The 23,331-nt window shown below is 52.5% G+C and carries 22 protein-coding genes, 1 rRNA gene and 1 riboswitch; of the genes, 20 read left to right on the forward strand and 3 right to left on the reverse strand.

Translation table 11 applies throughout. The features are described from left to right. The first annotated feature begins 255 nt into the window (after nt 1–255). From gspC to cysQ, 14 genes are all read left to right on the forward strand, one after another. Nucleotides 256–1,149: a type II secretion system protein GspC gene (gene gspC, locus ACSF8X_RS02635; protein WP_047877605.1), complete on the forward strand. Its 894-nt coding sequence runs from the start codon at nt 256–258 to the stop codon at nt 1,147–1,149. A gap of 38 nt (nt 1,150–1,187) precedes the next feature. After that, nucleotides 1,188–3,206: a type II secretion system secretin GspD gene (gene gspD, locus ACSF8X_RS02640; RefSeq protein ID WP_047877604.1), complete on the forward strand. Its 2,019-nt coding sequence runs from the start codon at nt 1,188–1,190 to the stop codon at nt 3,204–3,206. Beyond that, nucleotides 3,206–4,708, forward strand: a complete 1,503-nt coding sequence (gene gspE, locus ACSF8X_RS02645; RefSeq protein ID WP_500850641.1) for a type II secretion system ATPase GspE — start codon at nt 3,206–3,208, stop codon at nt 4,706–4,708. The genes gspD and gspE overlap by 1 nt, the downstream gene beginning before the upstream one ends. 3 nt (nt 4,709–4,711) lie before the next feature. After that, the gene (gene gspF, locus ACSF8X_RS02650) at nt 4,712–5,932 is read left to right on the forward strand and encodes a type II secretion system inner membrane protein GspF (RefSeq protein ID WP_047877602.1); all 1,221 of its coding nucleotides are present in this window, start codon (nt 4,712–4,714) and stop codon (nt 5,930–5,932) included. A 19-nt stretch (nt 5,933–5,951) separates the two neighbouring features. Then, nucleotides 5,952–6,389 (forward strand): type II secretion system major pseudopilin GspG, encoded by a 438-nt coding sequence (gene gspG, locus ACSF8X_RS02655; protein ID WP_047877601.1) that lies wholly within the window; start codon nt 5,952–5,954, stop codon nt 6,387–6,389. 6 nt (nt 6,390–6,395) lie between these two features. Then, nucleotides 6,396–6,989: a type II secretion system minor pseudopilin GspH gene (gene gspH, locus ACSF8X_RS02660; RefSeq protein WP_500850642.1), complete on the forward strand. Its 594-nt coding sequence runs from the start codon at nt 6,396–6,398 to the stop codon at nt 6,987–6,989. Next, complete coding sequence (gene gspI, locus ACSF8X_RS02665; protein WP_500850643.1) at nt 6,986–7,360, forward strand: type II secretion system minor pseudopilin GspI; 375 nt, start codon at nt 6,986–6,988, stop codon at nt 7,358–7,360. The genes gspH and gspI overlap by 4 nt, the downstream gene beginning before the upstream one ends. A 4-nt stretch (nt 7,361–7,364) precedes the next feature. After that, nucleotides 7,365–7,988 (forward strand): type II secretion system minor pseudopilin GspJ, encoded by a 624-nt coding sequence (gene gspJ / locus ACSF8X_RS02670; RefSeq protein ID WP_240478247.1) that lies wholly within the window; start codon nt 7,365–7,367, stop codon nt 7,986–7,988. Then, a complete protein-coding gene (gspK, locus tag ACSF8X_RS02675; protein ID WP_084722151.1) occupies nt 7,985–9,010 on the forward strand; it encodes a type II secretion system minor pseudopilin GspK in 1,026 nt (341 codons plus the stop codon). The genes gspJ and gspK overlap by 4 nt, the downstream gene beginning before the upstream one ends. Next, the gene (gene gspL / locus ACSF8X_RS02680; protein WP_500850644.1) at nt 8,979–10,259 is read left to right on the forward strand and encodes a type II secretion system protein GspL; all 1,281 of its coding nucleotides are present in this window, start codon (nt 8,979–8,981) and stop codon (nt 10,257–10,259) included. Before gspK ends, gspL begins: the two co-directional genes overlap by 32 nt. Further along, nucleotides 10,256–10,732 (forward strand): type II secretion system protein M, encoded by a 477-nt coding sequence (locus tag ACSF8X_RS02685; protein ID WP_500850645.1) that lies wholly within the window; start codon nt 10,256–10,258, stop codon nt 10,730–10,732. The genes gspL and ACSF8X_RS02685 overlap by 4 nt, the downstream gene beginning before the upstream one ends. A gap of 2 nt (nt 10,733–10,734) precedes the next feature. Beyond that, on the forward strand, nt 10,735–11,514 hold the full coding sequence (locus ACSF8X_RS02690; protein WP_500850646.1) for a type II secretion system protein N: 780 nt from the start codon (nt 10,735–10,737) through the stop codon (nt 11,512–11,514). Nucleotides 11,515–11,646: 132 nt separating this feature from the next. Further along, nucleotides 11,647–12,204, forward strand: coding sequence for an ADP compounds hydrolase NudE (nudE, locus tag ACSF8X_RS02695; protein ID WP_500850647.1), 558 nt, complete (start codon nt 11,647–11,649; stop codon nt 12,202–12,204). A 2-nt stretch (nt 12,205–12,206) separates the two neighbouring features. Further along, entirely contained in the window at nt 12,207–13,043 is an 837-nt protein-coding gene (gene cysQ / locus ACSF8X_RS02700) for a 3'(2'),5'-bisphosphate nucleotidase CysQ (RefSeq protein WP_500851133.1), read from the forward strand. 57 nt (nt 13,044–13,100) lie between these two features. Here cysQ and sthA read toward each other — a convergent pair whose 3' ends face one another. Continuing rightward, complete coding sequence (gene sthA / locus ACSF8X_RS02705) at nt 13,101–14,489, reverse strand: Si-specific NAD(P)(+) transhydrogenase (RefSeq protein ID WP_500851134.1); 1,389 nt, start codon at nt 14,487–14,489, stop codon at nt 13,101–13,103. A 339-nt stretch (nt 14,490–14,828) separates the two neighbouring features. Here sthA and fabR point away from each other — a divergent pair, with 339 nt between their 5' ends. Further along, the gene (fabR, locus tag ACSF8X_RS02710; protein ID WP_047877591.1) at nt 14,829–15,461 is read left to right on the forward strand and encodes an HTH-type transcriptional repressor FabR; all 633 of its coding nucleotides are present in this window, start codon (nt 14,829–14,831) and stop codon (nt 15,459–15,461) included. Nucleotides 15,462–15,484: 23 nt separating this feature from the next. Further along, nucleotides 15,485–15,862 (forward strand): YijD family membrane protein, encoded by a 378-nt coding sequence (locus tag ACSF8X_RS02715; protein WP_047877590.1) that lies wholly within the window; start codon nt 15,485–15,487, stop codon nt 15,860–15,862. Between the two features lie 74 nt (nt 15,863–15,936). On the opposite strand, the gene trmA is transcribed toward ACSF8X_RS02715, so the two are convergent. Beyond that, nucleotides 15,937–17,043 (reverse strand): tRNA (uridine(54)-C5)-methyltransferase TrmA, encoded by a 1,107-nt coding sequence (gene trmA / locus ACSF8X_RS02720; protein ID WP_047877589.1) that lies wholly within the window; start codon nt 17,041–17,043, stop codon nt 15,937–15,939. A gap of 146 nt (nt 17,044–17,189) precedes the next feature. Further along, a riboswitch (cobalamin riboswitch) is annotated at nt 17,190–17,416 on the forward strand. A 39-nt stretch (nt 17,417–17,455) separates the two neighbouring features. Here trmA and btuB point away from each other — a divergent pair. Genes btuB through murI form a run of 3 tightly spaced genes read left to right on the forward strand, consistent with a single transcriptional unit; the run spans nt 17,456 to nt 20,858 of the window. Further along, entirely contained in the window at nt 17,456–19,276 is a 1,821-nt protein-coding gene (btuB, locus tag ACSF8X_RS02725; protein ID WP_500850648.1) for a TonB-dependent vitamin B12 receptor, read from the forward strand. Nucleotides 19,277–19,330: 54 nt separating this feature from the next. Further along, the gene (locus ACSF8X_RS02730) at nt 19,331–20,005 is read left to right on the forward strand and encodes a Dph6-related ATP pyrophosphatase (protein WP_500850649.1); all 675 of its coding nucleotides are present in this window, start codon (nt 19,331–19,333) and stop codon (nt 20,003–20,005) included. A gap of 49 nt (nt 20,006–20,054) precedes the next feature. Then, entirely contained in the window at nt 20,055–20,858 is an 804-nt protein-coding gene (murI, locus tag ACSF8X_RS02735) for a glutamate racemase (protein WP_047877586.1), read from the forward strand. Here the strand turns inward: murI and ACSF8X_RS02740 are convergent. Further along, nucleotides 20,815–21,288 carry an RNA recognition motif domain-containing protein gene (locus tag ACSF8X_RS02740; RefSeq protein ID WP_500850650.1) on the reverse strand — a complete coding sequence of 158 codons (474 nt, stop codon included), beginning with the start codon at nt 21,286–21,288 and terminating at the stop codon, nt 20,815–20,817. The two genes, murI and ACSF8X_RS02740, sit on opposite strands and share 44 nt — an antisense overlap. Before the next feature lie 478 nt (nt 21,289–21,766). On the opposite strand from ACSF8X_RS02740, the gene ACSF8X_RS02745 reads away from it, so the two are divergent. Continuing rightward, nucleotides 21,767–23,311 (forward strand): 16S ribosomal RNA (locus tag ACSF8X_RS02745). The last annotated feature ends 20 nt before the right edge of the window (nt 23,312–23,331 follow it).

Genomic DNA, 23,331 nt, shown 5'->3' on the forward strand with positions numbered 1-23,331 from the left:
TATTGCTAACACGGCGTCAGCAATCGCTAAGTGATATAAAATGGAGATAGCAGGGCAGGATTTCAACACGAAAGTGGGAATTATTTAGTCAAATAACTTAGCTTACTGATAGTTGTTATAATTTTTCCGTGATCTCTTTTGGCAATATGTAATATTTAGGTAATTTTCCGGTGCTGATTAACTTGACTCGCGTTATTCTTTTCGTTCTTTGTCTGGCAATCAGGCTGGTTCACTCCGCAGGATGATGGATTTTTCATGGTAACAGCAAATTGGTTGGGGACGCTGCAATCGAAACAGTGGTTTTCCATTTCATTTCTTACCCGAGGGCTCACCTGGATACTGGTCGTGATGTTGGCCTGGATTTTGGGCCGTTTGGTGTGGTCTTTTGTGACACCGGCGGGTCAACCGCCACGCTGGCAGCCATCACCTGTCTCTATTGTTGCGAGCAATCCCCAAAATAATGGAATCGCTAATGTTTTGGCGATGAACTTATTTGGTCGCTATCAACCTAATGTACCAGTTGTGCAACCTAAACAGCCGGTTAAGCAGGATGCGCCGAAAACGCGCCTTAACCTGACGTTGGCTGGGGTGGTGGCGAGCAACAATCCGCAACTGGCTTTGGCGGTAATCACCCATCGCGGTAAGCAAAATACCTACGGTCTCAACGAGGCCATTGATGGTACCCGTGCGACACTGCAGGCGGTGTTTGCCGACCGAGTGATTATTCGCAACGGGGGCCGAGATGAAACCCTGATGCTTGACGGGGTGGATTTTAGCCAGCGGCAGCAGGCTGCTGTGCCGGCCCAACAGGCCAAACCGGCTGCGAAGGTGAATACCGGTTCGGAGCTGGGGCGGATCAAGCAGGAGATCCTGGATAAGCCTCAGAGTCTATTTAGCTATATCCGTTTGTCTCAGGTCAAGCGGGATGGTGAGTTGGTGGGTTATCGAGTTAACCCGGGCAAGGAACGCGCCCTTTTTGATGCGGTGGGCTTGAAGTCTAACGACTTGGCGGTCAGCCTCAATGGCCATGATCTAACCGATGCCACAGTGATGGCAAAACTGTGGACTGAGTTGGCTGGAGCCGCAGATTTTACATTGACCGTCGAGCGTGAAGGTCAGCTTCACGATATCTACATTGAGCTGCAGTAGCTGCTCAGGCGAACATGCGATAGCGCAGGAGTTTTTTTGTGAAAAAATGGATGGGTAAGCGTGCCCTGTTGTTAGCTGGTAGCTTGCTGTGTGGCTCGGCATGGGCGAGCGAGTTCAGTGCCAGTTTCAAAGGCACTGACATACAGGAATTCATCAACATTGTAGGTCGCAACCTGCAAAAGACGATCATTGTCGATCCGGCCGTTCGCGGTCAGGTCAATGTTCGCAGTTACGATTTGCTCAATGATGAGCAGTACTACCAGTTCTTCCTCAATGTGCTTGAAGTCTATGGCTTTGCCGTGGTTGAGATGGACAACGGGGTGCTCAAGGTAGTTCGTGACAAAGATGCCAAGATTTCCGCCATCCCTGTGGTGGGTGATGACAACAACGTCAAGGGCGATGAAGTTGTCACCCGTGTGATTGCGGTTCGTAACGTATCGGTGCGGGAACTGTCCCCGCTGCTGCGCCAGCTGAATGACAATGCCGGTGCGGGTAACGTGGTCCATTACGATCCTGCCAACATCATTATGATTACTGGCCGGGCGGCGACGGTGAACCGCCTTGCCGAAATTATCGAGCGCGTCGACCGTGCCGGTGACAAGGAAATTGACGTGGTCGAGCTGCGCAATGCCTCTGCGGCCGAGATGGTGCGAATTGTCGATGCTCTCAACAAGACCGCCGATGCCAAGTCGACGCCGCAGTTCCTCCAGCCAAAGCTGGTGGCTGACGACCGTACCAACTCGGTCTTGCTTTCTGGTGATCCGCAGGTGAGAAACCGCCTCAAGCGTTTGATCCATCAGTTGGATAAGGAAATGGCCTCATCGGGCAACAACCGTGTTGTTTACCTGAAGTACGCCAATGCCGAGGAAATGGTCGATGTCCTAAAAGGGGTCTCTGACAACCTGCAGGCCGAGAAAAAAGGCAACGCTAAGACGACAGCCGGCAGCAACTCAGAAGTGATGATTTCTGCCCATACCGATACCAACGCCCTGATCCTGACGGCGCCGCCGGATATTATGCGTGCGCTAGAGAACATTATTGCCCAGCTTGATATTCGCCGCGCTCAGGTACTGATCGAAGCGATGATTGTCGAGTTGTCGGAAGGTGACGGCGTGAACTTCGGTGTCCAGTGGGGCACGCTTGATGGCGGCGTGGTGCAGTTCGGTAACTCCGGCGTGCCTATTTCACAATATGCCGTTGGTTTGGAAGAGGCCAAGGAGACAACCCGCAGCGAGACCTATATCGACGCCAACGGTATTGAGCAGGTGCGGACAATTACAGAAGATGGTGATTTCGGCACGCTGGCCAAAGTGCTGGGCGGGGTGAATGGCGCCGCGCTGGGTATCGTGATGGGTGACTGGACCATGCTGGTTAATGCCGTGGCCTCAGACCGTAACTCGAACATCCTGTCATCGCCAAGCATCACCGTGATGGACAACGGCGAAGCCTCGTTCATTGTGGGTGAGGAAGTACCGGTAGTGACCGGTTCGACGTCGAGCTCGAACAATGACAACCCGTTCCAGACGGTTGAGCGTAAGGAAGTGGGTATCAAGCTAAACGTGACCCCGCAGATCAACGAAGGTGACTCGGTCCAGCTCAAGATCGAGCAGGAAGTCTCCAACGTGCTGGGGGCAAACGGCGCTGTCGATGTGCGTTTCTCCAAGCGTCAGTTGACGACGTCGGTACTGGTTCAGGATGGGCAGATGATTGCGCTTGGTGGCCTGATTCAGGATCAGACCAACGAGAGCGAGCAGAAAATCCCATTGTTGGGTGATATTCCGGTGCTGGGCCACTTGTTCAAGTCGACCAATACCACCAAGGGTAAGACCAACCTGATGGTGTTCATCAAGCCGACGATTATTCGCGACGGGGTGACGGCTGACGGTATTACCCAGCGCAAGTACAACTACATCCGTGCTGAGCAGCTTTACAAGGCCGATCAGGGGCTTCGCCTGATGCCGAATACCAAGGTGCCGGTGCTGCCGAAGTACGGCGAAGATATTTCCCTACCTGCTGAGGTCCGCGCCTTTGTTGCCCAGTTGGAGGAAGCACAGTGATGGATGAAGCCATTCAGCCTGCGCAGTGGCAGCCGCTGGCGCGACTGCCTTTCTCGTTTGCCCGGCGCCACAAGGTGGTGCTGGAGGCGGGCGAGCAGGGGATCACCTTGTATTACGGTGGCGCACTGTCGGCTGCGGTGATGGCGGAGATCCGCCGGGTTGTTGGCCGTAGTTTTGTCCCTCATGCACTCGATGCCCAGGCTTTCGAGCTGAAGTTGACCGAAGCATACCAGCGGGATTCGTCGGAAGCGCGTCAGCTGATGGAAGACTTGGGATCGGACAGCGATGATTTCTTCTCGCTGGCCGAGGAGCTGCCGGAGACCGAGGACTTGCTTGAGTCCGAGGACGACGCCCCGATCATCAAGCTGATTAACGCCATGCTGGCCGAGGCGATCAAGGAGGCTGCCTCGGACATCCATATCGAAACCTTCGAGAAAGAGCTGTCGATCCGTTTCCGGGTCGATGGCGTTTTGCGTGAAGTCCTGAAACCGAGCCGCAAGCTGGCGCCGCTGTTGGTGTCGCGGATCAAGGTAATGGCCCGTTTGGACATTGCCGAGAAGCGGGTACCGCAAGATGGCCGTATCTCATTGCGTATCGGTGGCCGCGCTGTTGACGTGCGTGTGTCGACCATGCCTTCGTCGCATGGCGAGCGTGTGGTATTGCGTTTGCTTGATAAGAATGCGACCCGCCTTGACTTGCACAGCTTGGGGATGACGGCTGAGAACCATGCTAGCTTCCGCAAGATCATCGAACGTCCGCACGGCATTATCTTGGTGACCGGCCCGACCGGTTCGGGTAAGTCGACGACTCTGTATGCCGGGTTGCAGGAGCTCAACGGCAAGGAACGTAATATCCTGACCGTTGAAGACCCGATTGAATTTGATATCGACGGCATCGGCCAGACTCAGGTTAACCCTAAGGTGGATATGACCTTTGCCCGGGGCTTGCGTGCGATTTTGCGTCAGGACCCGGATGTGGTGATGGTCGGTGAGATCCGAGACCACGAGACGGCCTCGATCGCGGTGCAGGCCTCGCTGACCGGTCACATGGTGATGTCGACCCTGCACACCAATACCGCCGTTGGTGCGATCACCCGTCTGCGTGACATGGGGATTGAGCCGTTCCTGGTGTCCTCGTCTTTGCTTGGGGTGCTGGCCCAGCGTCTGGTCCGTACCCTTTGCCCTGTATGTCGGGTGCCTTATGAGGCCGACAGGGAGCAGAAGAAGCTGTTTGGTCTGGAAGCCGATGAGGCATTGACCCTTTACCATCCGAGCGGTTGTGAGCACTGTAATGGCAAGGGCTACCGAGGACGTACCGGTATTCACGAGCTGCTTCTGGTCGACAACGAGGTGCAGGAGCTGATCCATGCCGAGGCTGGCGAGATGGCGATCGAGAAGTCAATCCGCGCACATACTCCGGGGATTCGTGATGATGGCCTGGCCAAGGCAAAGGCCGGTATCACCACGCTAGAGGAAGTGATGCGGGTGACCAGGGAGGGCTAATCGATGGCTGCGTTTGAATATAAGGCGCTCGATGCCAAGGGGCGCCAGAAGAAAGGGGTCTTGGAGGGTGATACCGCCCGTCAGGTCCGTCAGCAGCTGCGCGAGCAGGGGCTGGTGCCGCTTGAGGTGACCCAGAGCCATGAACGGGAAAAGAAAAAGGCCAGCGGCGGTTTTCATCTACGCCGGGGTATCAGCACCAATGAGCTGTCGCTGATCACCCGTCAGCTGGCGACGCTGGTGCAGGCATCCATGCCGCTGGAGGAGTGCCTCAAGGCGGTTGCCGAGCAAAGCGAGAAGCCGCGTCTGAAGAACATGCTGCTGGCGGTGCGCTCACGGGTTGTCGAGGGCTATACCCTGTCTGACTCGATGGCCGAGTTCCCGCATATCTTTGATCAGCTGTTTCGGGCGATGGTGGCAGCAGGTGAGAAGTCGGGGCATTTGGACACAGTGCTCAATCGTCTTGCCGATTACACCGAGAACCGCCAGCAAATGCGCAGTAAACTGCAGCAGGCGATGATTTATCCGACCATGCTGACTTTGGTCGCGGTATCGGTTGTGGCTTTCTTGCTGGCTACCGTTGTTCCTAAAATCGTCGACCAGTTTGTCCAAATGGGTCAGGAGCTGCCGGGGATCACCGAGGTACTGTTGGCGGCGAGCCGGTTTGTGCAGGACTGGGGGCTCGTGACCGTGTTGCTGCTGGCGGGGGCTTTTACCTTGTTCAAAGCGGCCCTGCGCAAGCCTGAAAATCAGATGCGCTGGGATCGCTGGGTGCTGAGTTTGCCGGTGATCGGCAAGGTCGCGCGGGGGCTGAGTACCTCGCGTTTTGCCCGGACCTTGGCCATTTGTACCTCAAGCGCGATTCCGCTGCTCGAAGGGATGAAGGTCGCCTCGGACGTGATGACCAACACTTGGGTCAACAAGCAGATCCGCGAGGCGTCCGACAAAGTGCGCGAGGGCTCAAGCCTTCGACTGTCGCTAGAGCAGACCAAGCTGTTCCCGCCGATGATGCTGCATATGATTGCCAGCGGCGAGCGCAGTGGCGAGCTAGAGCAGATGCTAACCCGTGCTGCCGATAACCAGGACCGGGATTTCGAGTCTTTGGTGAATATGGCGCTGGGGGTGTTTGAACCATTACTTATTGTCGCGATGGCTGGCATCGTGATGTTTATCGTTATTGCTACCCTTATGCCGATTATTGCACTTAACAATATGGTCGGTATGTAATTCTTTTGGAGGTTTTTTCATGCAACGCAAACAACGCGGCTTTACTTTGTTGGAAGTCATGGTCGTTATCGTCATCCTTGGCGTATTGGCCAGTATGGTTGTCCCTAACCTGTTGGGCAACAAAGAGAAGGCTGACCAGCAGAAAGTAGTGACGGATATCAGCGCCCTTGAGCAGTCACTGGATATGTTCAAGTTGGACAACAGTGTCTACCCGTCTACCGATCAGGGATTGGAGGCGCTGGTAACTAAGCCGTCGTCTAGCCCGGAGCCGCGCAACTACCGTGACGGTGGCTATATCAAGCGTCTGCCAAAGGATCCTTGGGGCAATGAGTACCAGTACGTGATGCCGGGCGAGAACGGTGCTGTTGACGTATTCAGCCTGGGTGCTGACGGTCAGGAAGGCGGCGAAGGCGTCAATACTGATATCGGTAACTGGAACATGTTGGACTACAAGTAACCGGTTATGAGCAAGAAGCGTGCTGCGGGGTTTACCCTTATCGAAATTATGCTGGTACTGGTGCTGTTGGCAACCAGTTCCGTGGCGGTAATGATGACCTTGCCCGAGAGCAAGGAGGACAAGGCGAAAGACGAGGCAGCGCGTTTTTATCATTTGATTCAGCTGTTGGGCGAGGATGCCTTGCTCAACGGCTATGACTACGGGATCCGTGTTGAACCCAACCGTTATCAGTTTCTTGAGCTAACAGGTAAGGAATGGAAGCCGGTGAGCGGCTCGCGTTACTTTACCGAGGTGAAGATGGACGAGGGGATTCGCCTCGACGTTGAGATCGGGAGCTATTCGTGGCAGGACAAGGACCGGCTGTTCAAGCCGGGCTCGCTGTTCAACGAAGACCTGTTTGCTGAACAAACTGACAAAGACAAAATCAAGCCGCCTCAGGTTTTCGTGATGGCCAGCGGTGAGCTTACCCCGTTCACCCTCACCTTCGAGGCTGATGGCGAGGAGCACTACTGGCGGGTTCAGGCTGACGAGGTCGGGCTGCTGCACCTTCTGCCTCCGGGCGAGACCATCGAGAGCCTCAGCGAGAGGGAGAGCCAGTGAAACAACACAATCGGGGGCGAGATCGGGGGATGACCCTGTTGGAAGTCCTGGTGGCATTGGCCATATTCGCCACGGCGGCACTGGGGGTGATGAAGGCGGTGAGCCAGCATCTTAATACCCTCGGCTACCTTGAGGAAAAGACCTTTGCCGCAATGGTGGCCGACAACGAGTTGGCAAAGCTGCGTTTGAGCGGCGAGATCCCCAGTTCGCTCAAGCGGGGTAAGTCAGAGCTTGCCGGGCGTGAGTGGTACTGGGCGGTAAAGAGCAGCAAGACGCTTGATGGCTACCTGCGTGCGCTTGATATCACAGTCTATACCGATGAGGCGCGAAAGCATTCCGCAGCGACCTTGAGAACCTATGTTAAGAATTAATTCCATGCGCCGTCCCCGCGGCTTTACCTTGCTTGAAGTGCTGGTGGCTATATCGGTGTTCGCGATGCTGAGCCTCTCAGCCTATCAGGTGTTGAACGGGGTTCAGCGAAGCGATGCCCAATCGCGGGAGCACAATGCGCGGTTGCAGGAGATCCAACGTGCGTTGGTAACGATGGACAATGATTTCCGCCAGGTGGTTGCCCGTAAAGTGCGCGATCAGGGGGAGACCGCCAAGGATGAAATTTTTCGGGTTGGTGAGTACCTGCTTGATTCCTCCAGCGAGGGGATCATGTTTACCCGTACGGGGTGGCACAATCCCCAGCAGTTGTTTCCGCGTGGTGAAGTACTGAAAGTCGGCTACCGGGTAGTGGACGATACGCTGGAGCGAGTCTGGTTTCGTTACCCCGATACCGTGGTTGGCAGTGAGCCTTTGGTGCGTCCAGTGCTCAGCGGCGTTGAGAAACTGGAGTTTCGGCTGTACAGCAACAAGAAGTGGCAGGAAGGCTGGGACAAGAAAGCCGCCTTGCCGGAAGGGGTCAGCGTCCGTTTGACGCTCAAGGATTTCGGCGAAATAGAGCGGGTTTACCTGCTGCCGGAGTCAGCGCTTGAGGCGAGCAGTTCGGAATGATGAAGATAAGTACTTACAGAGCCCAGAAAGGGGTCGCCCTGATTGTCGTCTTGTTGCTGATGGCGCTGATGACCATGATCGCGGTGCAGATGAGCGAGCGGCTGCATTTTAATTTCTATCGGGTCGAGAGCCAGATCCGTTATCAGCAGGCGTATTGGTATGCGCAGGGCATGGAGGAGCTTGCCGAGGTGGCCATCGAGCAGGGGATCGCCGATAGCAATACGGTGAACCTCAGTCAGGCTTGGGCAACCAAGGGGCAGCGCTACCCGCTCGATGGCGGTGAGGCCATTGGTGATATTACCGATAGGCAGGCATGTTTTAACCTCAATGCCTTGTCGGGGGTGGCGCCGCTGACAAACAGCGGGGCAAAACCCTATTTGGTGAAGGCCCTGCAGGCACTCGTCGAAGAGGCGGGAATAGAAAGCTATGAGGCCGAAGTGGTGGCTGACTCCGTGTGGGAATACGTCGACCCCGCAGAAGCCGTCCATGCGCCCTATGGTGCGGGGGACAGTACCTACGAAGGGTTTCGTCCGCCATACCTGCCGCCGCGTGGTTTGATGGCGGATGTCAGCGAGCTGCGTGCAGTCAACGGTGTATCGGCCCAGATTTATGACAAGGTTCTGCCGCTGGTATGCGCCATTCCCGTTGCGGAGCTGAAGGTGAACGTCAATACCCTCGGTGAACGGCAGGCTGCTTTGCTGGCGGCATTGTTCTCGCCGTCGCTGTCGCTGTCTGACGCCCAGAAGTTGATCGCCGACCGGCCGTATGATGGCTGGGATAGTGTGAATGATTTTCTTGCCGAGCCGCAGTTGGCCGGGATGGATGCGGATACCAAGAAAACGGTTACGCCGTTTCTGGACGTGAGCAGCAACTTTTTTCAATTGGATACCGAAATTTTGGTGGATCGCGCCAGAATGAGGTTGGTGGCACTGCTCAAGCGTGACAGTAAAGACAAGGTGACGGTAGTACGTCGCCGCTATGGAGGAATCAGTGAGCGAATTTCTGACGATAAGGCTGAGTAGCCGTGCCGATGCGCCGGTGCAATGGCTTGTCTGGTCGCCACAGCAGCATGAAGTGATTGCCTCGGGGCAGTTGCCGGATCTGTCGCAGTTGGCCGATATTGCCGACTACGCTATGACCCGTCCGGTTTACGCGCTGGTACCGGGGTGTGATGTATTGTTGGCAGAGGTAGCTGTACCGGCCGGGAGCAGTCGGCAGTTAGCCAATGTGCTGCCGTTTTTGCTCGAAGAAGAACTTGCCCAGGATGTGGATATGCTCCATGTCCATTTGCTTAGTAAGGGGCAGGATACGGCACAGGTTGCAGTGGTTGAGCACAACAAGGTTGCAGGCTGGCTGAAAGCGCTGGCCGATGCCAATATCGAGATCAAGGCACTGGTGCCAGATTGCCTGTGCCTGCCGCTTTTTGATAATGGCCTGAGCGCCGCCGAATTGGAAGGTCACTGGTTGATCCGCCAATCGGAGATGGTGGGCACCACCGCCGAACAGGAATGGCTGGCGGCTTGGCTTGAGGCGCTGCAATCGACCCAGCCTCTTGCCATCGACAATGACGCTGATGCCGACGAGGATGAAGACAGCGACAAAGAGCGTGAAGAGGGCGTGTCGGGTGAGCTGGTGGTGCATTGTTACACCGCCGCTCCGGAAGGTATGCCTGGCCGCTGGGTGGCAGAAAGTCCAGAGTTGGTCATGCAGTTGCTCGCTCAGGGGGTAGAGGGCCACAAGGCTAACTTGCTGTCGGGCCGCTACAAACGGCAGCCGGCATGGCGCAAGTACCTCAAGCCATGGCGTAAGGTGGCTGTGGCTGCCTCGGTTTTGTTGGCCGTGGTGGTTGGCGAGCATGCAATGTCCGTGAGTTCGATGGAAGCGCAGGCGCAGGCTTACCGGGCTGAGAGCGAGCGGATTTTCCGCCAGGTCTTGCCGCAGTTTAAGCGTATCCCGTCCCAGAGCTACCTCAAACGACAGATGAACAGCGAGGCTTCGCGGTTGGGTGGGGCTGGCGAGGGGCAGGCAGATCTGTTGTCCTGGCTGTCTCAGATCCAGCCTGCGCTAGGCAAGGTGCCGCAGATTTCTGTGCTGAACCTGAAGTATGACGAGAATCGAGGTGAGATGCGGTTCCAGGCCATAGGCGGTGACTTCCAGCATTTCAACCAGCTTAGTGCCTTGCTTGAAAAAGAGTTTAAGGTTGAACTGGGGCAGTTGAGCCGGGAAGGCAGTTCGGTAACAGGGGCGGTAGTCCTGAGGAGAAAATCATGAAGTCATGGTGGCTCAAGCTGAGCTCGCGCGAGCAGCGCCTTGTACTTGGTGGCGGTACGGCTTTGTTGATTGCGGTGCTGTACTGGGGGGTATGGCAGCCATTGTCGACCTCGGCGAGCAATGCGCAGAATCGGATGAATGCCGAGCGGCAGCTGTTAAGCTGGGTGAGCAGTAAGGCAAGTGAAATTGTGGCATTGCGCGGCAGTAGCGGCGCAGCCGGTACGGTCAGCAACAAGGGGCTCAACCAGGTTATCAACGAGACTACCGGTCAGTTCAAGATTGAGCTGATCCGGATGCAGCCGCGTAGTGAAGCCGTGCAAGTGTGGATCAAGCCGGTATCGTTTAACACCTTGGTCAATTGGTTGGCATTTTTGCGCGACAAGTATGGTATTGACGCTCAGTTTCTGGATGTGTCGAAAACCGATCAGAGCGGGGTCGTAGAGGTTAATCGTTTGCAGTTAGGACGAGGGTAACAGTGAAGTATAAAGTATTGCTCGGCACCTCGTTTGGTGTGGCCTTGTTGGGCAGCCTTGCCGCACATATGCCCGCGAGCTGGGCATGGCAGCAGGTGCCGGATATCCGTGGATTGGATGTGACCGGGGTTGATGGCACGCTATGGCGTGGCAGTGCCAGTCAGCTGACTTGGCAGGGTAAGAATTTCGGCCGCTTGCAATGGCAGGTGAAGCTGGGGAGCTTGTTCACGGGCAAGCTTGCGCTGGATGTTCGTTTCGGTCAGGGCAGTAGCATGGGCATGACCGGGCGAGGCGTTGTTGGTTATGGTTTCTCTGGTCCGTTTGCTCAAAATCTGCTGGTTTCAGCTCCGGCGCAAGAAGCGATGAAGTTCGCGCCGCCGGGGATCCCTGTGAAACTAGCCGGTAACTTGGAGTTGACCCTGCGTGATTACCGCTATGCGGCCCCGTACTGCGAGTCACTGGACGGGTCGTTGGTATGGAGCGGGGCAAACATCAGTTCTCCGCTGGGCGGTTTGGCTCCGGGCCCGGTGATTGCGGGATTGGGGTGCGAGAATGGGAAGCTGAATGCCAAGGTTACCCAGTCTTCGGATGATGTTTCGAGCGATTTCGATCTCGCGCTGGCACCGGACAAGGGCTATACCTTCAAGGGGTGGTTTAAGCCCCAGGCCAACTTCCCCCCCCAGCTTGGCAAGCAGCTTGGCTGGGTAACCCAGAGTTTTAGTTGGGTGAACGGGCCCGATCCCAAGGGGCAGTACAAGGTGGCAGGCAGTGGCCGGCTTTAGTTAAGGGACTATACCTGACTGATTTAGTCGGGTTAACGTTTTGCCGATAAAGTACTTTATTTCCCGCCCTGATTGCCATTAAATAGGACACTGGCTGCCCGTTGCAGCCAGTGGATACAGACAGGATATGGCATGGCATCAGACAAACACAAACCAGATATTCTGGCGGCCGAAGTGGTTGCCGAGTCTCGGTTATTCAAAATCGAATCGCTGGATCTGCGTTTTTCCAATGGCGTTGAACGTACCTATGAGCGGATGAAACCGTCAGGCCGTCACGCGGTGCTGGTGGTGCCTGTCACCGCACAGGGTGATTTGCTTTTGGTTCGCGAGTATGCCGCAGGCACCGATCGCTATGAGCTTGGTTTCCCAAAAGGGTTGATTGATCCTGGTGAAAGCGCCAGCGAGGCAGCTAACCGCGAATTGAAAGAAGAGATCGGATTTGGTGCTCGTGAGCTACGCCCCCTCAAAGAAGTTGTTTTGGCCCCGTCGTATTTTTCTAGCAAGATGACGTTGTTTCTCGCCCGGGATCTGTATCCGGAGTCACTGGCCGGTGATGAGCCCGAGCCTTTGGAAATAGTCCGCTGGCCATTGAGCCAGGCTGAGGAGCTGGTGACGCATTTGGATTTTGCCGAAGCGCGAAGTATCACGGCGTTGTTCTTGGCGTTACGGGTGTTGCACAGCGAGGAATAATGATGGATTTGTCAAATCTGTTACCCCAGGTTATCGATATTGCTCGGGAGGCTGGCCAGATCATTGTTGATATTTATCAGCGTGGCCAGTTCGAGAAACATGTGAAAACCGACAATACACCAGTGACCAGTGCTGATTTGGCGGCACATGAGCTGGTTGTCGCAAGGCTGTCGGCACTGACTCCGGATATCCCTGTTTTGTCTGAGGAGGCGGCGGATATTCCCCTTTCAGAACGCGGGCAATGGCAGCGTTATTGGTTGGTGGATCCCCTAGACGGTACCCAGGAGTTCATTGCTGGCAGTGGCGATTTCGCAACGATTATTGCGCTGGTGGATAATCACCGCCCGATCATGGGGGTGGTTTACGCTCCGGTCTCTGACGTGACCTATTACGCGTATCGTGGGCAGGGGGCATGGAAGGTCACGGCCGAAGGTGAGTGCGTTTCGATTTCGACCCACAAGCATGAATTGCCAGCCCAGAGCATCGCCGTGGCGATTAGTCGCAGGCAGGATATATCGGCCATTACCAGCCGTCTTGATCCTGCCTTGAATTACGACTTGGTGCCTTTGGGATCGGCGGCCCTTAAATCGTGCCTGGTTGCGGAAGGGGCGGTGGACTGCTACCTCCGGCTTGGGCCGACAGGGGAGTGGGATACGGCAGCAACCCAGTGCATTGTTGAGGAGGCGGGCGGCCGAATCCTCAATACCCATTTGACGCCGTTGTCCTATAACGAGCGAAAGACCTTGGAAAACCCCAATTTCATAACGTTGGGTGATGAGAGCTTGCCTTGGGGAACAATCTTGACCCCGGATGATCGATTGATGATTGTCGATAATTAACGTTGAAACGGAGCCGAGAGGCTCCGTTTTTGTGTTGATGGGTTTCAGCTTGAATGGCTAGAAGAGACGGTTGAGGCCGTTGAGTGCGGCAACCCTGAAGGCTTCTGCCATCGTCGGGTAGTTGAATGTGGTATTGACGAAGTAGTCGATCGTGTTTCCTTCCCCTTTTTGCTCCATGATAGCCTGCCCGATATGGATGATTTCTGCCGCCCGCTCACCAAAGCAGTGGATGCCGAGGATCTCCTTGGTATCGCGATGGAACAGAATTTTGAGGCTGCCGACATCAGTACCAGCAATTTGGGCGCGTGCTAAATGTTTGAATTGAGAACGGCCTATTTCATAGGGGATTTTATCCCGGGTCAGTTCTTGTTCGGTTTTGCCGACCGAGCTGATCTCAGGGATGGTATAGATGCCAGTCGGGATATGGTCGATCAACTGCCCTTTGGCCGAACCGTAGGCAATGGCCTGAGCGACAAAGCGGCCTTGGTCGTAGGCCGCGCTGGCGAGGCTGGGGTAGCCGATGACATCGCCGACGGCATAGATATGCTCGACGTCCGTGCGGTAGTTCTGGTTCACTGACAACTGGCCGCGCGAATCCGGTGTCAGGCCGACGTTGTCCAGATGGAGGAGGTCGGTGTTGCCGGTGCGGCCATTGGCATACAGCAAGCAATCGGCACGCATCTTCTTGCCCGAGCAAAGGTGCAGAATTACCCCATCATCGGTTCCTTCGATTTTCTCATAGGTCTCCCCATTGCGGATCATGACGCCGCTGTTCCAGAAATGGTAGGAGAGAGAGTCTGAGATTTCATTATCGAGGAATTCAAGTAAGCGATCCCGTGTGTTGATGAGATCGACTTTGACCCCGAGCCCCCTGAATATCGAGGCGTACTCGCTGCCGATCACCCCTGCGCCATAGATGATGATATGGCGGGGATCGTGTTTTAGCCGGAGGATAGAGTCGCTGTCGTAGATTCGTGGGTGGGTGAAGTCGACGCTATCGGGGCGATATGGTCGCGATCCGGTGGCAATGACGAATTTGTCGGCGCTGTAATGCTCCAAGGTTCCGTCCGTTTTTTTGACCGCGATGCGATGGCTGTCGGTAAAGCTGGCTTCGCCGAACAAAATGGTGCATTGGTTGCGATCATAAAATCCTTGCCGCATCCGAGTTTGCTTATTAACAACGTCTTGGGCATGCCCGAGGATTTGGCTGAAGGTGCTGTGTAAGGTGGTGTTGTTTTTGCAATACAGCGGGTTCTGATTGTATTCGATGATCCGGCTGACAGCATGGCGCAGGGCTTTTGAGGGAATGGTCCCCCAGTGGGTGCATCCGCCCCCGACACTGCTTTCGCGTTCGATAATCGCTACGTTGAGCCCGGCCTTTGCCAGTCCCATTGCGGCACCTTCGCCCCCAGGGCCGCTGCCTATTACGATGGCGTCAAAGTGCATGGAGGGGATCGCTGTTGTTTTGGTCACGCCATATCCTTATCATTATCGCAACATTGTTGTTTGTTTATTTTAACTTTATCTAAAAGCAGGTAGAATCAACGAGCGTCGATAGATTGGAGGCGATCACATTGTGATTGGCACGAAAAGCCAAAATTTGGACTTGGGCTCGGGTTTTTGCCGATCTGTTTCCTATAGAGAGTGTGAGCCAGTAGAAAAACTGGTTATTCCCACTTTGATTAAGCATTGGTCTGGAATTAGTATGTTTTGATGGCTGTGAAAAAGCGCGTATAGTGGCTACACACTTGAGGCTAGGCAAAACTAAAGAGAAACAACAGATCCATGGGTATCAGGGCTCAGCAGAAAGAAAAAACTCGCCGCTCATTGATTGATGCTGCATTTAACCAATTAAGTGCTGAACGCAGCTTTTCAAACCTTAGTTTGCGGGAAGTGGCCCGAGAAGCAGGCATTGCGCCGACCTCGTTTTATCGTCACTTCAAGGATATGGATGAACTGGGCTTGACCATGGTCGACGAAGGAGGCTTGATCCTGCGTCAATTGATGCGCCAAGCTCGTCAGCGTATTGCCAAAGAGGGCAGTGTCATCCGCACCTCGGTAGAGACCTTCATGGAATTTATCGAGAGCAGCCCTAACGTATTCCGGCTACTGTTGCGTGAGCGCTCGGGAACCTCCCCAGCCTTCCGTGCGGCAGTCGCTCGGGAGATCCAGCATTTCGTCGCGGAGCTGACCGAATACTTGGTAGCCAAAACGGGAGTTACCCATGATGAGGCTTATACTCAGGCAGAAGCGTCGGTGACATTGGTATTCAGTTCAGGGGCCGAGGCGTTGGATCTCGATAATCATGCTCGTGGAGAGCATGCAGAAAGATTGATCATGCAATTGCGAATGATTGCAAAGGGTGCCTATTGGTATCGTAAAGAGCGTGAGCGTCGAGAGCTCAGGCAGAAACTCTAACTTTTTGATGTTGGTGAAAGGATATGAACAAGGAACAAATCAAAGCTGAACGCAAAACATTGGTGTTGTCGCTACTGGCCGGTTTGTGTGGTAACGCGACATTGGCGGTACTCACCTCGGGAGCCGTACCGTTTTCAATTTTTCCGGTGATTGCTTTCGCTCTGGCTGTGTATTGTCTGTACCAGGAGTACCTGAGTAAGCCTATGGCCGAAGGTACGCCGGCGATTGCATTTGCTTGCTTCTTGGTGGGGGCATTTGGTTATTCGGCCTTCTTGCGTGCACAAATGCCGGACATGGGTTCTAACTTCTTGCCACTGATGATCACATTGGGTCTGTTGTTTTGGGTTGCCCACAAAACGGGCATTATGGCTCCGAAATCAGACAGCGAGGCAAATGCATAACTTTAGTTATGTCGATTGGAAAAAAGGCGCCGGAGAGGCGCCTTTTTTGTATGTGCTTTCTTTGTTATTCGCTGTTATTTACGTTCTAGTAGGACACCAGCTTCCATATGGTGGGTGTACGGGAACTGATCAAATAGCGCAAAACGGGTAATGCGGTGGGTTTCGCTCAGAATATCCAAGTTGGATTTCAGAGTTTCAGGATTGCATGAAATATACATGATCCGGTCATAGCCCTGAACCATACGACAAGTACCGTCATCCATGCCTGAGCGTGGTGGATCAACAAAGATCGTATTGCAGTTGTAGCTTTGGAGATCGACCCCTTGGTCTTTGAGGCGGCGGAACTCGCGGCGGCCTTCCATTGCATCGGTGAAGTCTTCGGCAGACATACGGATAATTTGGACATTATCGATGTTGTTTACCGCAATGTTGTACTGGGCTGAGTCAACGGACGGCTTGGCAAGCTCGGTAGCCAGAACGCGCTCGAAGTTTTTGGCCAGTGCCAGTGAGAAGTTGCCGTTGCCACAGTAAAGTTCCAGCAAATCACCTTGGCTGTCTTGGGTGCAGTCTACGGCCCATTCCAGCATTTTCTGTGCGACTTCACCATTTGGCTGGGTAAAGCTGTTCTCTACCTGCTTATAGGTTAGGGTACGATCATTGACCTGTAGTTTTTCAATGACGAATTCTTGGTCCAGAACAATTTTCTGCTTACGGGCACGGCCAATGAAATTCAGCTTGAAGCCTTCATCGTTGAGGCGTTGTTTCAGTGCTTTTGCTTCTGCAACCCACTCTTCGTCAAGCTGGCGGTGGTAGAGCATGGAAACAAGGATCTCGCCACTTAGGGTAGACAGGAAATCAACCTGAAACAGTTTGTGTCGCAGTGCTTTGATCGGCTTAAGCGCATCGACAAGCAGCGGCATCAGATCATTGATCAGGCGGCTGGCTGCAGGAAATTGATCGACGCGGTATTTTTCGCGGGTTTCCTGGTTGAACATGATGTAGTAAAGGTCGTCGCCTTCGTGCCAGATGCGAAACTCTGCACGCATGCGGTAATGCTCGGCAGGAGAGGCGAACACCTCAAGTTCAGGGGTTTCAAAATCTGCAAAGATATTTTGAATACGCGCTGCTTTTTCATCGAGCTGTGCTTGGTACTCAGCTGGATTAATTGCGGTGGTTGCCATATTGATGCCTCAAAACTGCTCAAAATAAGAGCGCAGATTTTATTGCATTGTTGACCGATGTCCAGTGCTGTACCAGAGAAAATCGTGAAAGCTCCGCTATTTTGCAGCCAATCCAATAACAAGCTAGACATTAACGAGTAGGATATTTAGCATTCATTTGCGCTGGTTAGCCTAGTTTCTAGGTAGGGAACACGGTGAGAATCCGTGACTGACGCGCAGCGGTGAAAGAGAACGAAAGCACATGGACGTAAGTTCCGAACACTGCTTCAATGGAAAGGTGCAATGCCTTTTTGCCGAAGTGGGAAGTTGTTGCCTAGGTGGTTGTCCAACCATGCTCTTAAGTCCGAAGACCGACCAGTGTGCCGAGTAATACGTTACTCAGTTTTCAACGCGACTTAAGGTAATCCATACAATGAAAAAAACGCTTCTAGCAGTGGCGTTGGCACCTTTGTGCCTGCCGTCTTTTGTTGTTGCCGCTGAAACCTCGACTGATGAGGTTATGGTGGTAACCGCCAACCGTTTTGAACAAAGCTCTCAGTCGATTACTTCACAAGTAGAAGTGATCACTCGTGATGATATTGAGCGTATCCAAGCAAAATCTCTACCTGATGTTTTTCGCCGTTTAACTGGGGTACAGGTATCTCAAAACGGTGGTCGAGGGCAGACTGCGTCAATTTTTGTACGTGGTGCAAACGCTGATCAAGTATTAGTGCTGATCGATGGTATACGCTTTGCTCGCGCGGCAAAAGGTTCGGTTGATTTCAACCAAGTACCTATAACCTTTGTTGATCGTATTGAATATGTAAGAGGTGCACGAGCCTCTGTTTATGGTTCAGAAGCGATTGGTGGGGTTATTAACATCATCACTCTTGCAAACTCAACAACGAACGATTCGACAAAAGTTTCTGCTGGGTTAGGGAGCTTTGATTACAAAGAGTTGTCGGTATCTTCAGGATTTGCAGTTGGGGATAGTGGACATATCAATTTGGCCGCAGGTTATGATGGAGATGAGGGTTATAACGTTCACCCTATTCCTGGTTTAAATGATCAGGATAGGCATGGCTTCGAGTCTCAAAATGGCTTGTTGGGGTATGTGCATGATTTCAACCAGCAATGGCGAGCCTTTTTTAATGTAAGAGCGTTTAAAAATATCTCACAGTATGATGGCTCCTATGGAATCACCTATGCTTACAAAGAGGCTGAGGTTAGAAATATAGCGATAGCTTCAGGTGCAGAATATAGCTTTGAAAAGTTATCTTCTCAGTTTCAGATTAACTGGCAGCATCAAGATGATTGGAATTATACTCAATCAGAAGGAAAAAATTCTTCCGGAGCTACTGCTGATGATTTGGAGCAACTAAATTTTCAGTGGAATAGTCAGTATCAATTGAATGATGTTGTAACGTTCGCTGGCGGTATTGATTGGCGCGAAGAATCATATCGGGTAAAAGCAGGTGATAGCGATTATTCGCGAAATAATGTTGGTTATTACGGCCTGATGGCAGCGGATAACAGTAAGTTGTTTGGTGAGTTAAGCTTGCGTTTGGATGACAACGAACAGTTCGGCAGCGAGACTACTTACAATTTGGGTATGGGGTACCGGTTTAGTGACGTATTTGCAGTAAAATCTTCTTATGGTACATCTTTCAAAGCGCCAAACCTTTATCAACTTTATAGCAGCTCTTACGGTAATCCGAACTTAGTTCCAGAATCATCAGACTCCTTGGAGTTGACATTAAGCGGTGTCGTTGCCGACGTTCGTTGGTCGATCACAGGTTATGATACGAAGATTGAAGATCTCATCGACTATAACTCTCAGACAAGAAAATATTACAATATTTTAGGTGATAGCAATCTTCAAGGTATTGAATTTGTAACCGAATTTGAGACTGCGTTTATTTCGCATCAATTTAGCGCTGATTTTAAAGATCCTGAAGATAAGGATGGTGAGCAGCTTGTACGCCGTGCGAAAGAGATTTTCAAATACAATGCATTTGCAAGTTTTGATTACGTCGATGTGTCTCTGGGATATCAGTATGTGGGTAAGCGCCCTGATTTTAGTGGGGAGCTTGATCCTTATAATGTGTTTGATGTTGCGGCTAACTATTTTGCAAATGAACATTTAACCTTGAGTGTGCGTGTTGATAATCTTCTAGATGAAGAGTACGAAACAGCCGCCGGTTACCCATCACCAGAGCGTACATATTATATGAATGCTACATACGAATTTTAATGCAAGATAAGCCACCCTAGGGTGGCTTTTTTGAATGTAGCTTGAGAGAAAGCGATGCCACCAATTAAAACGATTGTGAGTTGGTCTTCAGGTAAAGATTCAACATTAACCCTTATGCGACTGCAGGCTAACCCTCGATATGAGGTTATCGGGCTGTACACGTCTTATGTGGCAGATGAAGTACCTTTTCAAGGTACTCCGATTGAGGTTGTGCGAGAGCAGGCAAGATTTGCTGGGCTGCCGTTGGTGGAAATAGTCTTGCCTGAGGTATTTCCTCCTAATGAGATCTATCAGACTTTGATTGTCGAGGGCTTGCAACAAAGTGGTCTTGAAATCGATGCTGTCGCTTTTGGCGATATGTTCTGTAATGGTATTGCGGATTACCGCCGTAGTTATATAGAGCCGGCAGGGTGGCAGTGCGTGTTCCCACTATTGGGAGAACCAAGTAAAGCGCTGGCTCAAGAGATTGTCGCTTCTGGGATCCGTACTCTTGTCACCACTGTTGATACGTCCCAGCTGGATGGGCGCTATTGTGGTCGTTGGTACGATGAGGCATTCATCGAGGAGCTGCCTGTTAAGGTCGATCCTTGCGGAGAAGATGGTGAGTTCCATACATTGGTTGTGGAGGCTCCTTGTTTTTCAGAACGGTTGTCTCTGGCTGTGGGGGAAATCGAGCGTCAGGCGCGTTTTCACTACCAGCGTTATCGTCTACAGAAGGATTTGGCCTAAGTTTTTACCATTGCGGCATTTCGCAGTATGATTTGCCATCTTCGAATAAGTGAATGGGCAAACAGTGAAACGGGTAGTAATTTTTGATTCGGGTGTTGGTGGATTGTCGGTATATCAGGAAATCCGCGCTCAAATGCCAGGTCTTCAATATATTTATACGTTTGACAATGCCGCATTTCCCTATGGTGAATTGCCGGAGTCTGAGCTGATTGAACGGACACTTCATATCGTGTCGGAATTGGTAGCGGGTTACCAAGCTGATTTGGTAGTGGTTGCCTGCAATACGGCCAGTACTGTTGTATTGCCGGCTCTGCGATCCGTGTTGGCTATTCCAGTTGTTGGCGTCGTACCGGCGATAAAACCCGCAGCGCAACTGAGTCAGCAGAAAGTACTGGGACTACTTGCCACGCCAGCAACGGTTAGACGCCAGTACACGGATACCTTGATTGCAGATTTCGCCAGTGATTGTGAGGTACTTCGATTGGGTTCGACACGCTTGGTTGAAATGGCAGAGCAAAAGTTGCGAAGAGAGCCTATTGATATGGATGAGCTACGTAGGATTTTGCAGCCATGGCAGGGACGGGTAGATACGATAATATTGGGATGTACGCATTTCCCTTTAATCAAGACAGAGATCACGCAGGCTTTCGAACAATCAGTACAGATTGTTGACTCGGGTAAAGCCATTGCGAATAGAGTGAGAACCTTATTGGGGGCGTCTGAAAATGTCGGCTCTGGAAATAACCATGCTTATTTCAGTGCTGCCGACATACCGGCAACACTGAAACAGAGTTTGCGTACGTTGGGTTTTACACAGAGCCGTTCTCTGAATTTTCCTCGTCGCCGCTCTTAGGTTCGTTGGCTTCACGGACTTTCAGTGTGCGTTGTCCGTATTCTTTATTGTTTAGTTGCTCAATGGCCATTTCGGCATCATTGCTGTTCATCACAACAAAACCAAATCCTCGTCGTTTGCCGGTTCGCTTGTCTTTCATCAAGCGAACAGCAAAGACCTCACCATATTGTGCAAACAGTTGTTTGACTTCGCTTTCATTAGCACGGTAAGGAAGGTTGCCAACGTACAAAGTACGACTGGCTGTTTTTCCTGACTCTTCTTGGTCAGTATCGCCCAATGGGACCCCAGGGATAAGAGGGAGTATAAGAGCGGTGCAAAATGCCCCGAGTGCGAAAGCAATGCCAGGTGAGAAAGGGAGGAAGCTAAAGATGATGCCTCCAACAATGGCAATAACTAGCACCGGAAATAAGGTTTGTTTGGATAATTTCATAATCAACTACATCATCATAGGATAGAGAAGGCGTTACTGGTCATTTTAACAACAGAGTCACATTGATATTACTTTCATCGACTTGGAAATGCCAGAAAGTGAATGTGACGGTGCTCTAATGTTGAATTTGAAACCGTTTTTCTCACATTAGCTGAAATAACCAGCAGGCGGAATTTTTTTTGGAAAAAAGCCTTGTCAGTGTGCGCGAAGTCTCTATAATGCCGCCTCACTGACACGGAATACGGCAGCTAAGGCAGCCAGTGAATACGGTGTCGGTATTGTTCTTTAACAATTTGACCATGCAATCTGTGTGGGCACTCGTGAAAAGATTTAGTCAAAAGATTTAAATCAGTGAACTGAGTGACCATTGATACTTTTAGTATCCACAGTCAATTCTTTTTGGTTCTGCTTTTTTATAAAAAGTGGAAACAAGAAAATCAGTAATCACTGAGTCGTTTCTTCGGAAACACAAAAACTTTAATTGAAGAGTTTGATCATGGCTCAGATTGAACGCTGGCGGCAGGCCTAACACATGCAAGTCGAGCGGTAACATTCCAAAAGCTTGCTTTTGGAGATGACGAGCGGCGGACGGGTGAGTAATGCCTGGGAACATGCCTTGGTGTGGGGGATAACCATTGGAAACGATGGCTAATACCGCATAACGTCTACGGACCAAAGAGGGGGACCTTCGGGCCTCTCGCGCCAAGATTGGCCCAGGTGGGATTAGCTAGTAGGTGGGGTAACGGCTCACCTAGGCGACGATCCCTAGCTGGTCTGAGAGGATGATCAGCCACACTGGAACTGAGACACGGTCCAGACTCCTACGGGAGGCAGCAGTGGGGAATATTGCACAATGGGGGAAACCCTGATGCAGCCATGCCGCGTGTGTGAAGAAGGCCTTCGGGTTGTAAAGCACTTTCAGTAGGGAGGAAGGCAGTGTCGTTAATAGCGGCATTGTTTGACGTTACCTACAGAAGAAGCACCGGCTAACTCCGTGCCAGCAGCCGCGGTAATACGGAGGGTGCGAGCGTTAATCGGAATTACTGGGCGTAAAGCGCATGCAGGCGGCTTGTTAAGCCAGATGTGAAAGCCCGGGGCTCAACCTCGGAATAGCATTTGGAACTGGCAGGCTAGAGTCTTGTAGAGGGGGGTAGAATTTCAGGTGTAGCGGTGAAATGCGTAGAGATCTGAAGGAATACCGGTGGCGAAGGCGGCCCCCTGGACAAAGACTGACGCTCAGATGCGAAAGCGTGGGGAGCAAACAGGATTAGATACCCTGGTAGTCCACGCCGTAAACGATGTCTACTTGGAGGCTGTTCCCTTGAGGAGTGGCTTTCGGAGCTAACGCGTTAAGTAGACCGCCTGGGGAGTACGGTCGCAAGATTAAAACTCAAATGAATTGACGGGGGCCCGCACAAGCGGTGGAGCATGTGGTTTAATTCGATGCAACGCGAAGAACCTTACCTACTCTTGACATCCAGAGAACTTTCCAGAGATGGATTGGTGCCTTCGGGAACTCTGAGACAGGTGCTGCATGGCTGTCGTCAGCTCGTGTTGTGAAATGTTGGGTTAAGTCCCGCAACGAGCGCAACCCCTATCCTTGTTTGCCAGCGCGTAATGGCGGGAACTCCAGGGAGACTGCCGGTGATAAACCGGAGGAAGGTGGGGACGACGTCAAGTCATCATGGCCCTTACGAGTAGGGCTACACACGTGCTACAATGGCGTATACAGAGGGCGGCCAACCAGCGATGGTGAGCGAATCCCACAAAGTACGTCGTAGTCCGGATTGGAGTCTGCAACTCGACTCCATGAAGTCGGAATCGCTAGTAATCGTGGATCAGAATGCCACGGTGAATACGTTCCCGGGCCTTGTACACACCGCCCGTCACACCATGGGAGTGGGCTGCACCAGAAGTAGATAGCTTAACCTTCGGGGGGGCGTTTACCACGGTGTGGTTCATGACTGGGGTGAAGTCGTAACAAGGTAGCCCTAGGGGAACCTGGGGCTGGATCACCTCCTTAACGATATGACTGCGCTTTTG

The sequence above is a fragment of the Photobacterium panuliri genome (assembly GCF_059920555.1).

Excerpts from the sequence above, each read along its gene's own strand:
- gspC (WP_047877605.1), top strand. The coding sequence starts at position 256 with ATGGTAACAGCAAATTGGTTGGGGACGCTGCAATCGAAACAGTGGTTT.
- gspG (WP_047877601.1), top strand. The coding sequence starts at position 5,952 with ATGCAACGCAAACAACGCGGCTTTACTTTGTTGGAAGTCATGGTCGTT.
- gspJ (WP_240478247.1), top strand. The coding sequence starts at position 7,365 with ATGCGCCGTCCCCGCGGCTTTACCTTGCTTGAAGTGCTGGTGGCTATA.
- sthA (WP_500851134.1), bottom strand. The coding sequence starts at position 14,489 with ATGCACTTTGACGCCATCGTAATAGGCAGCGGCCCTGGGGGCGAAGGT.
- ACSF8X_RS02715 (WP_047877590.1), top strand. The coding sequence starts at position 15,485 with ATGAACAAGGAACAAATCAAAGCTGAACGCAAAACATTGGTGTTGTCG.
- ACSF8X_RS02740 (WP_500850650.1), bottom strand. The coding sequence starts at position 21,288 with ATGAAATTATCCAAACAAACCTTATTTCCGGTGCTAGTTATTGCCATT.
- gspK (WP_084722151.1), top strand. The coding sequence starts at position 7,985 with ATGATGAAGATAAGTACTTACAGAGCCCAGAAAGGGGTCGCCCTGATT.
- fabR (WP_047877591.1), top strand. The coding sequence starts at position 14,829 with ATGGGTATCAGGGCTCAGCAGAAAGAAAAAACTCGCCGCTCATTGATT.
- cysQ (WP_500851133.1), top strand. The coding sequence starts at position 12,207 with ATGGATTTGTCAAATCTGTTACCCCAGGTTATCGATATTGCTCGGGAG.
- ACSF8X_RS02730 (WP_500850649.1), top strand. The coding sequence starts at position 19,331 with ATGCCACCAATTAAAACGATTGTGAGTTGGTCTTCAGGTAAAGATTCA.
- trmA (WP_047877589.1), bottom strand. The coding sequence starts at position 17,043 with ATGGCAACCACCGCAATTAATCCAGCTGAGTACCAAGCACAGCTCGAT.
- gspH (WP_500850642.1), top strand. The coding sequence starts at position 6,396 with ATGAGCAAGAAGCGTGCTGCGGGGTTTACCCTTATCGAAATTATGCTG.
- gspE (WP_500850641.1), top strand. The coding sequence starts at position 3,206 with ATGGATGAAGCCATTCAGCCTGCGCAGTGGCAGCCGCTGGCGCGACTG.
- ACSF8X_RS02685 (WP_500850645.1), top strand. The coding sequence starts at position 10,256 with ATGAAGTCATGGTGGCTCAAGCTGAGCTCGCGCGAGCAGCGCCTTGTA.
- btuB (WP_500850648.1), top strand. The coding sequence starts at position 17,456 with ATGAAAAAAACGCTTCTAGCAGTGGCGTTGGCACCTTTGTGCCTGCCG.
- nudE (WP_500850647.1), top strand. The coding sequence starts at position 11,647 with ATGGCATCAGACAAACACAAACCAGATATTCTGGCGGCCGAAGTGGTT.
- gspF (WP_047877602.1), top strand. The coding sequence starts at position 4,712 with ATGGCTGCGTTTGAATATAAGGCGCTCGATGCCAAGGGGCGCCAGAAG.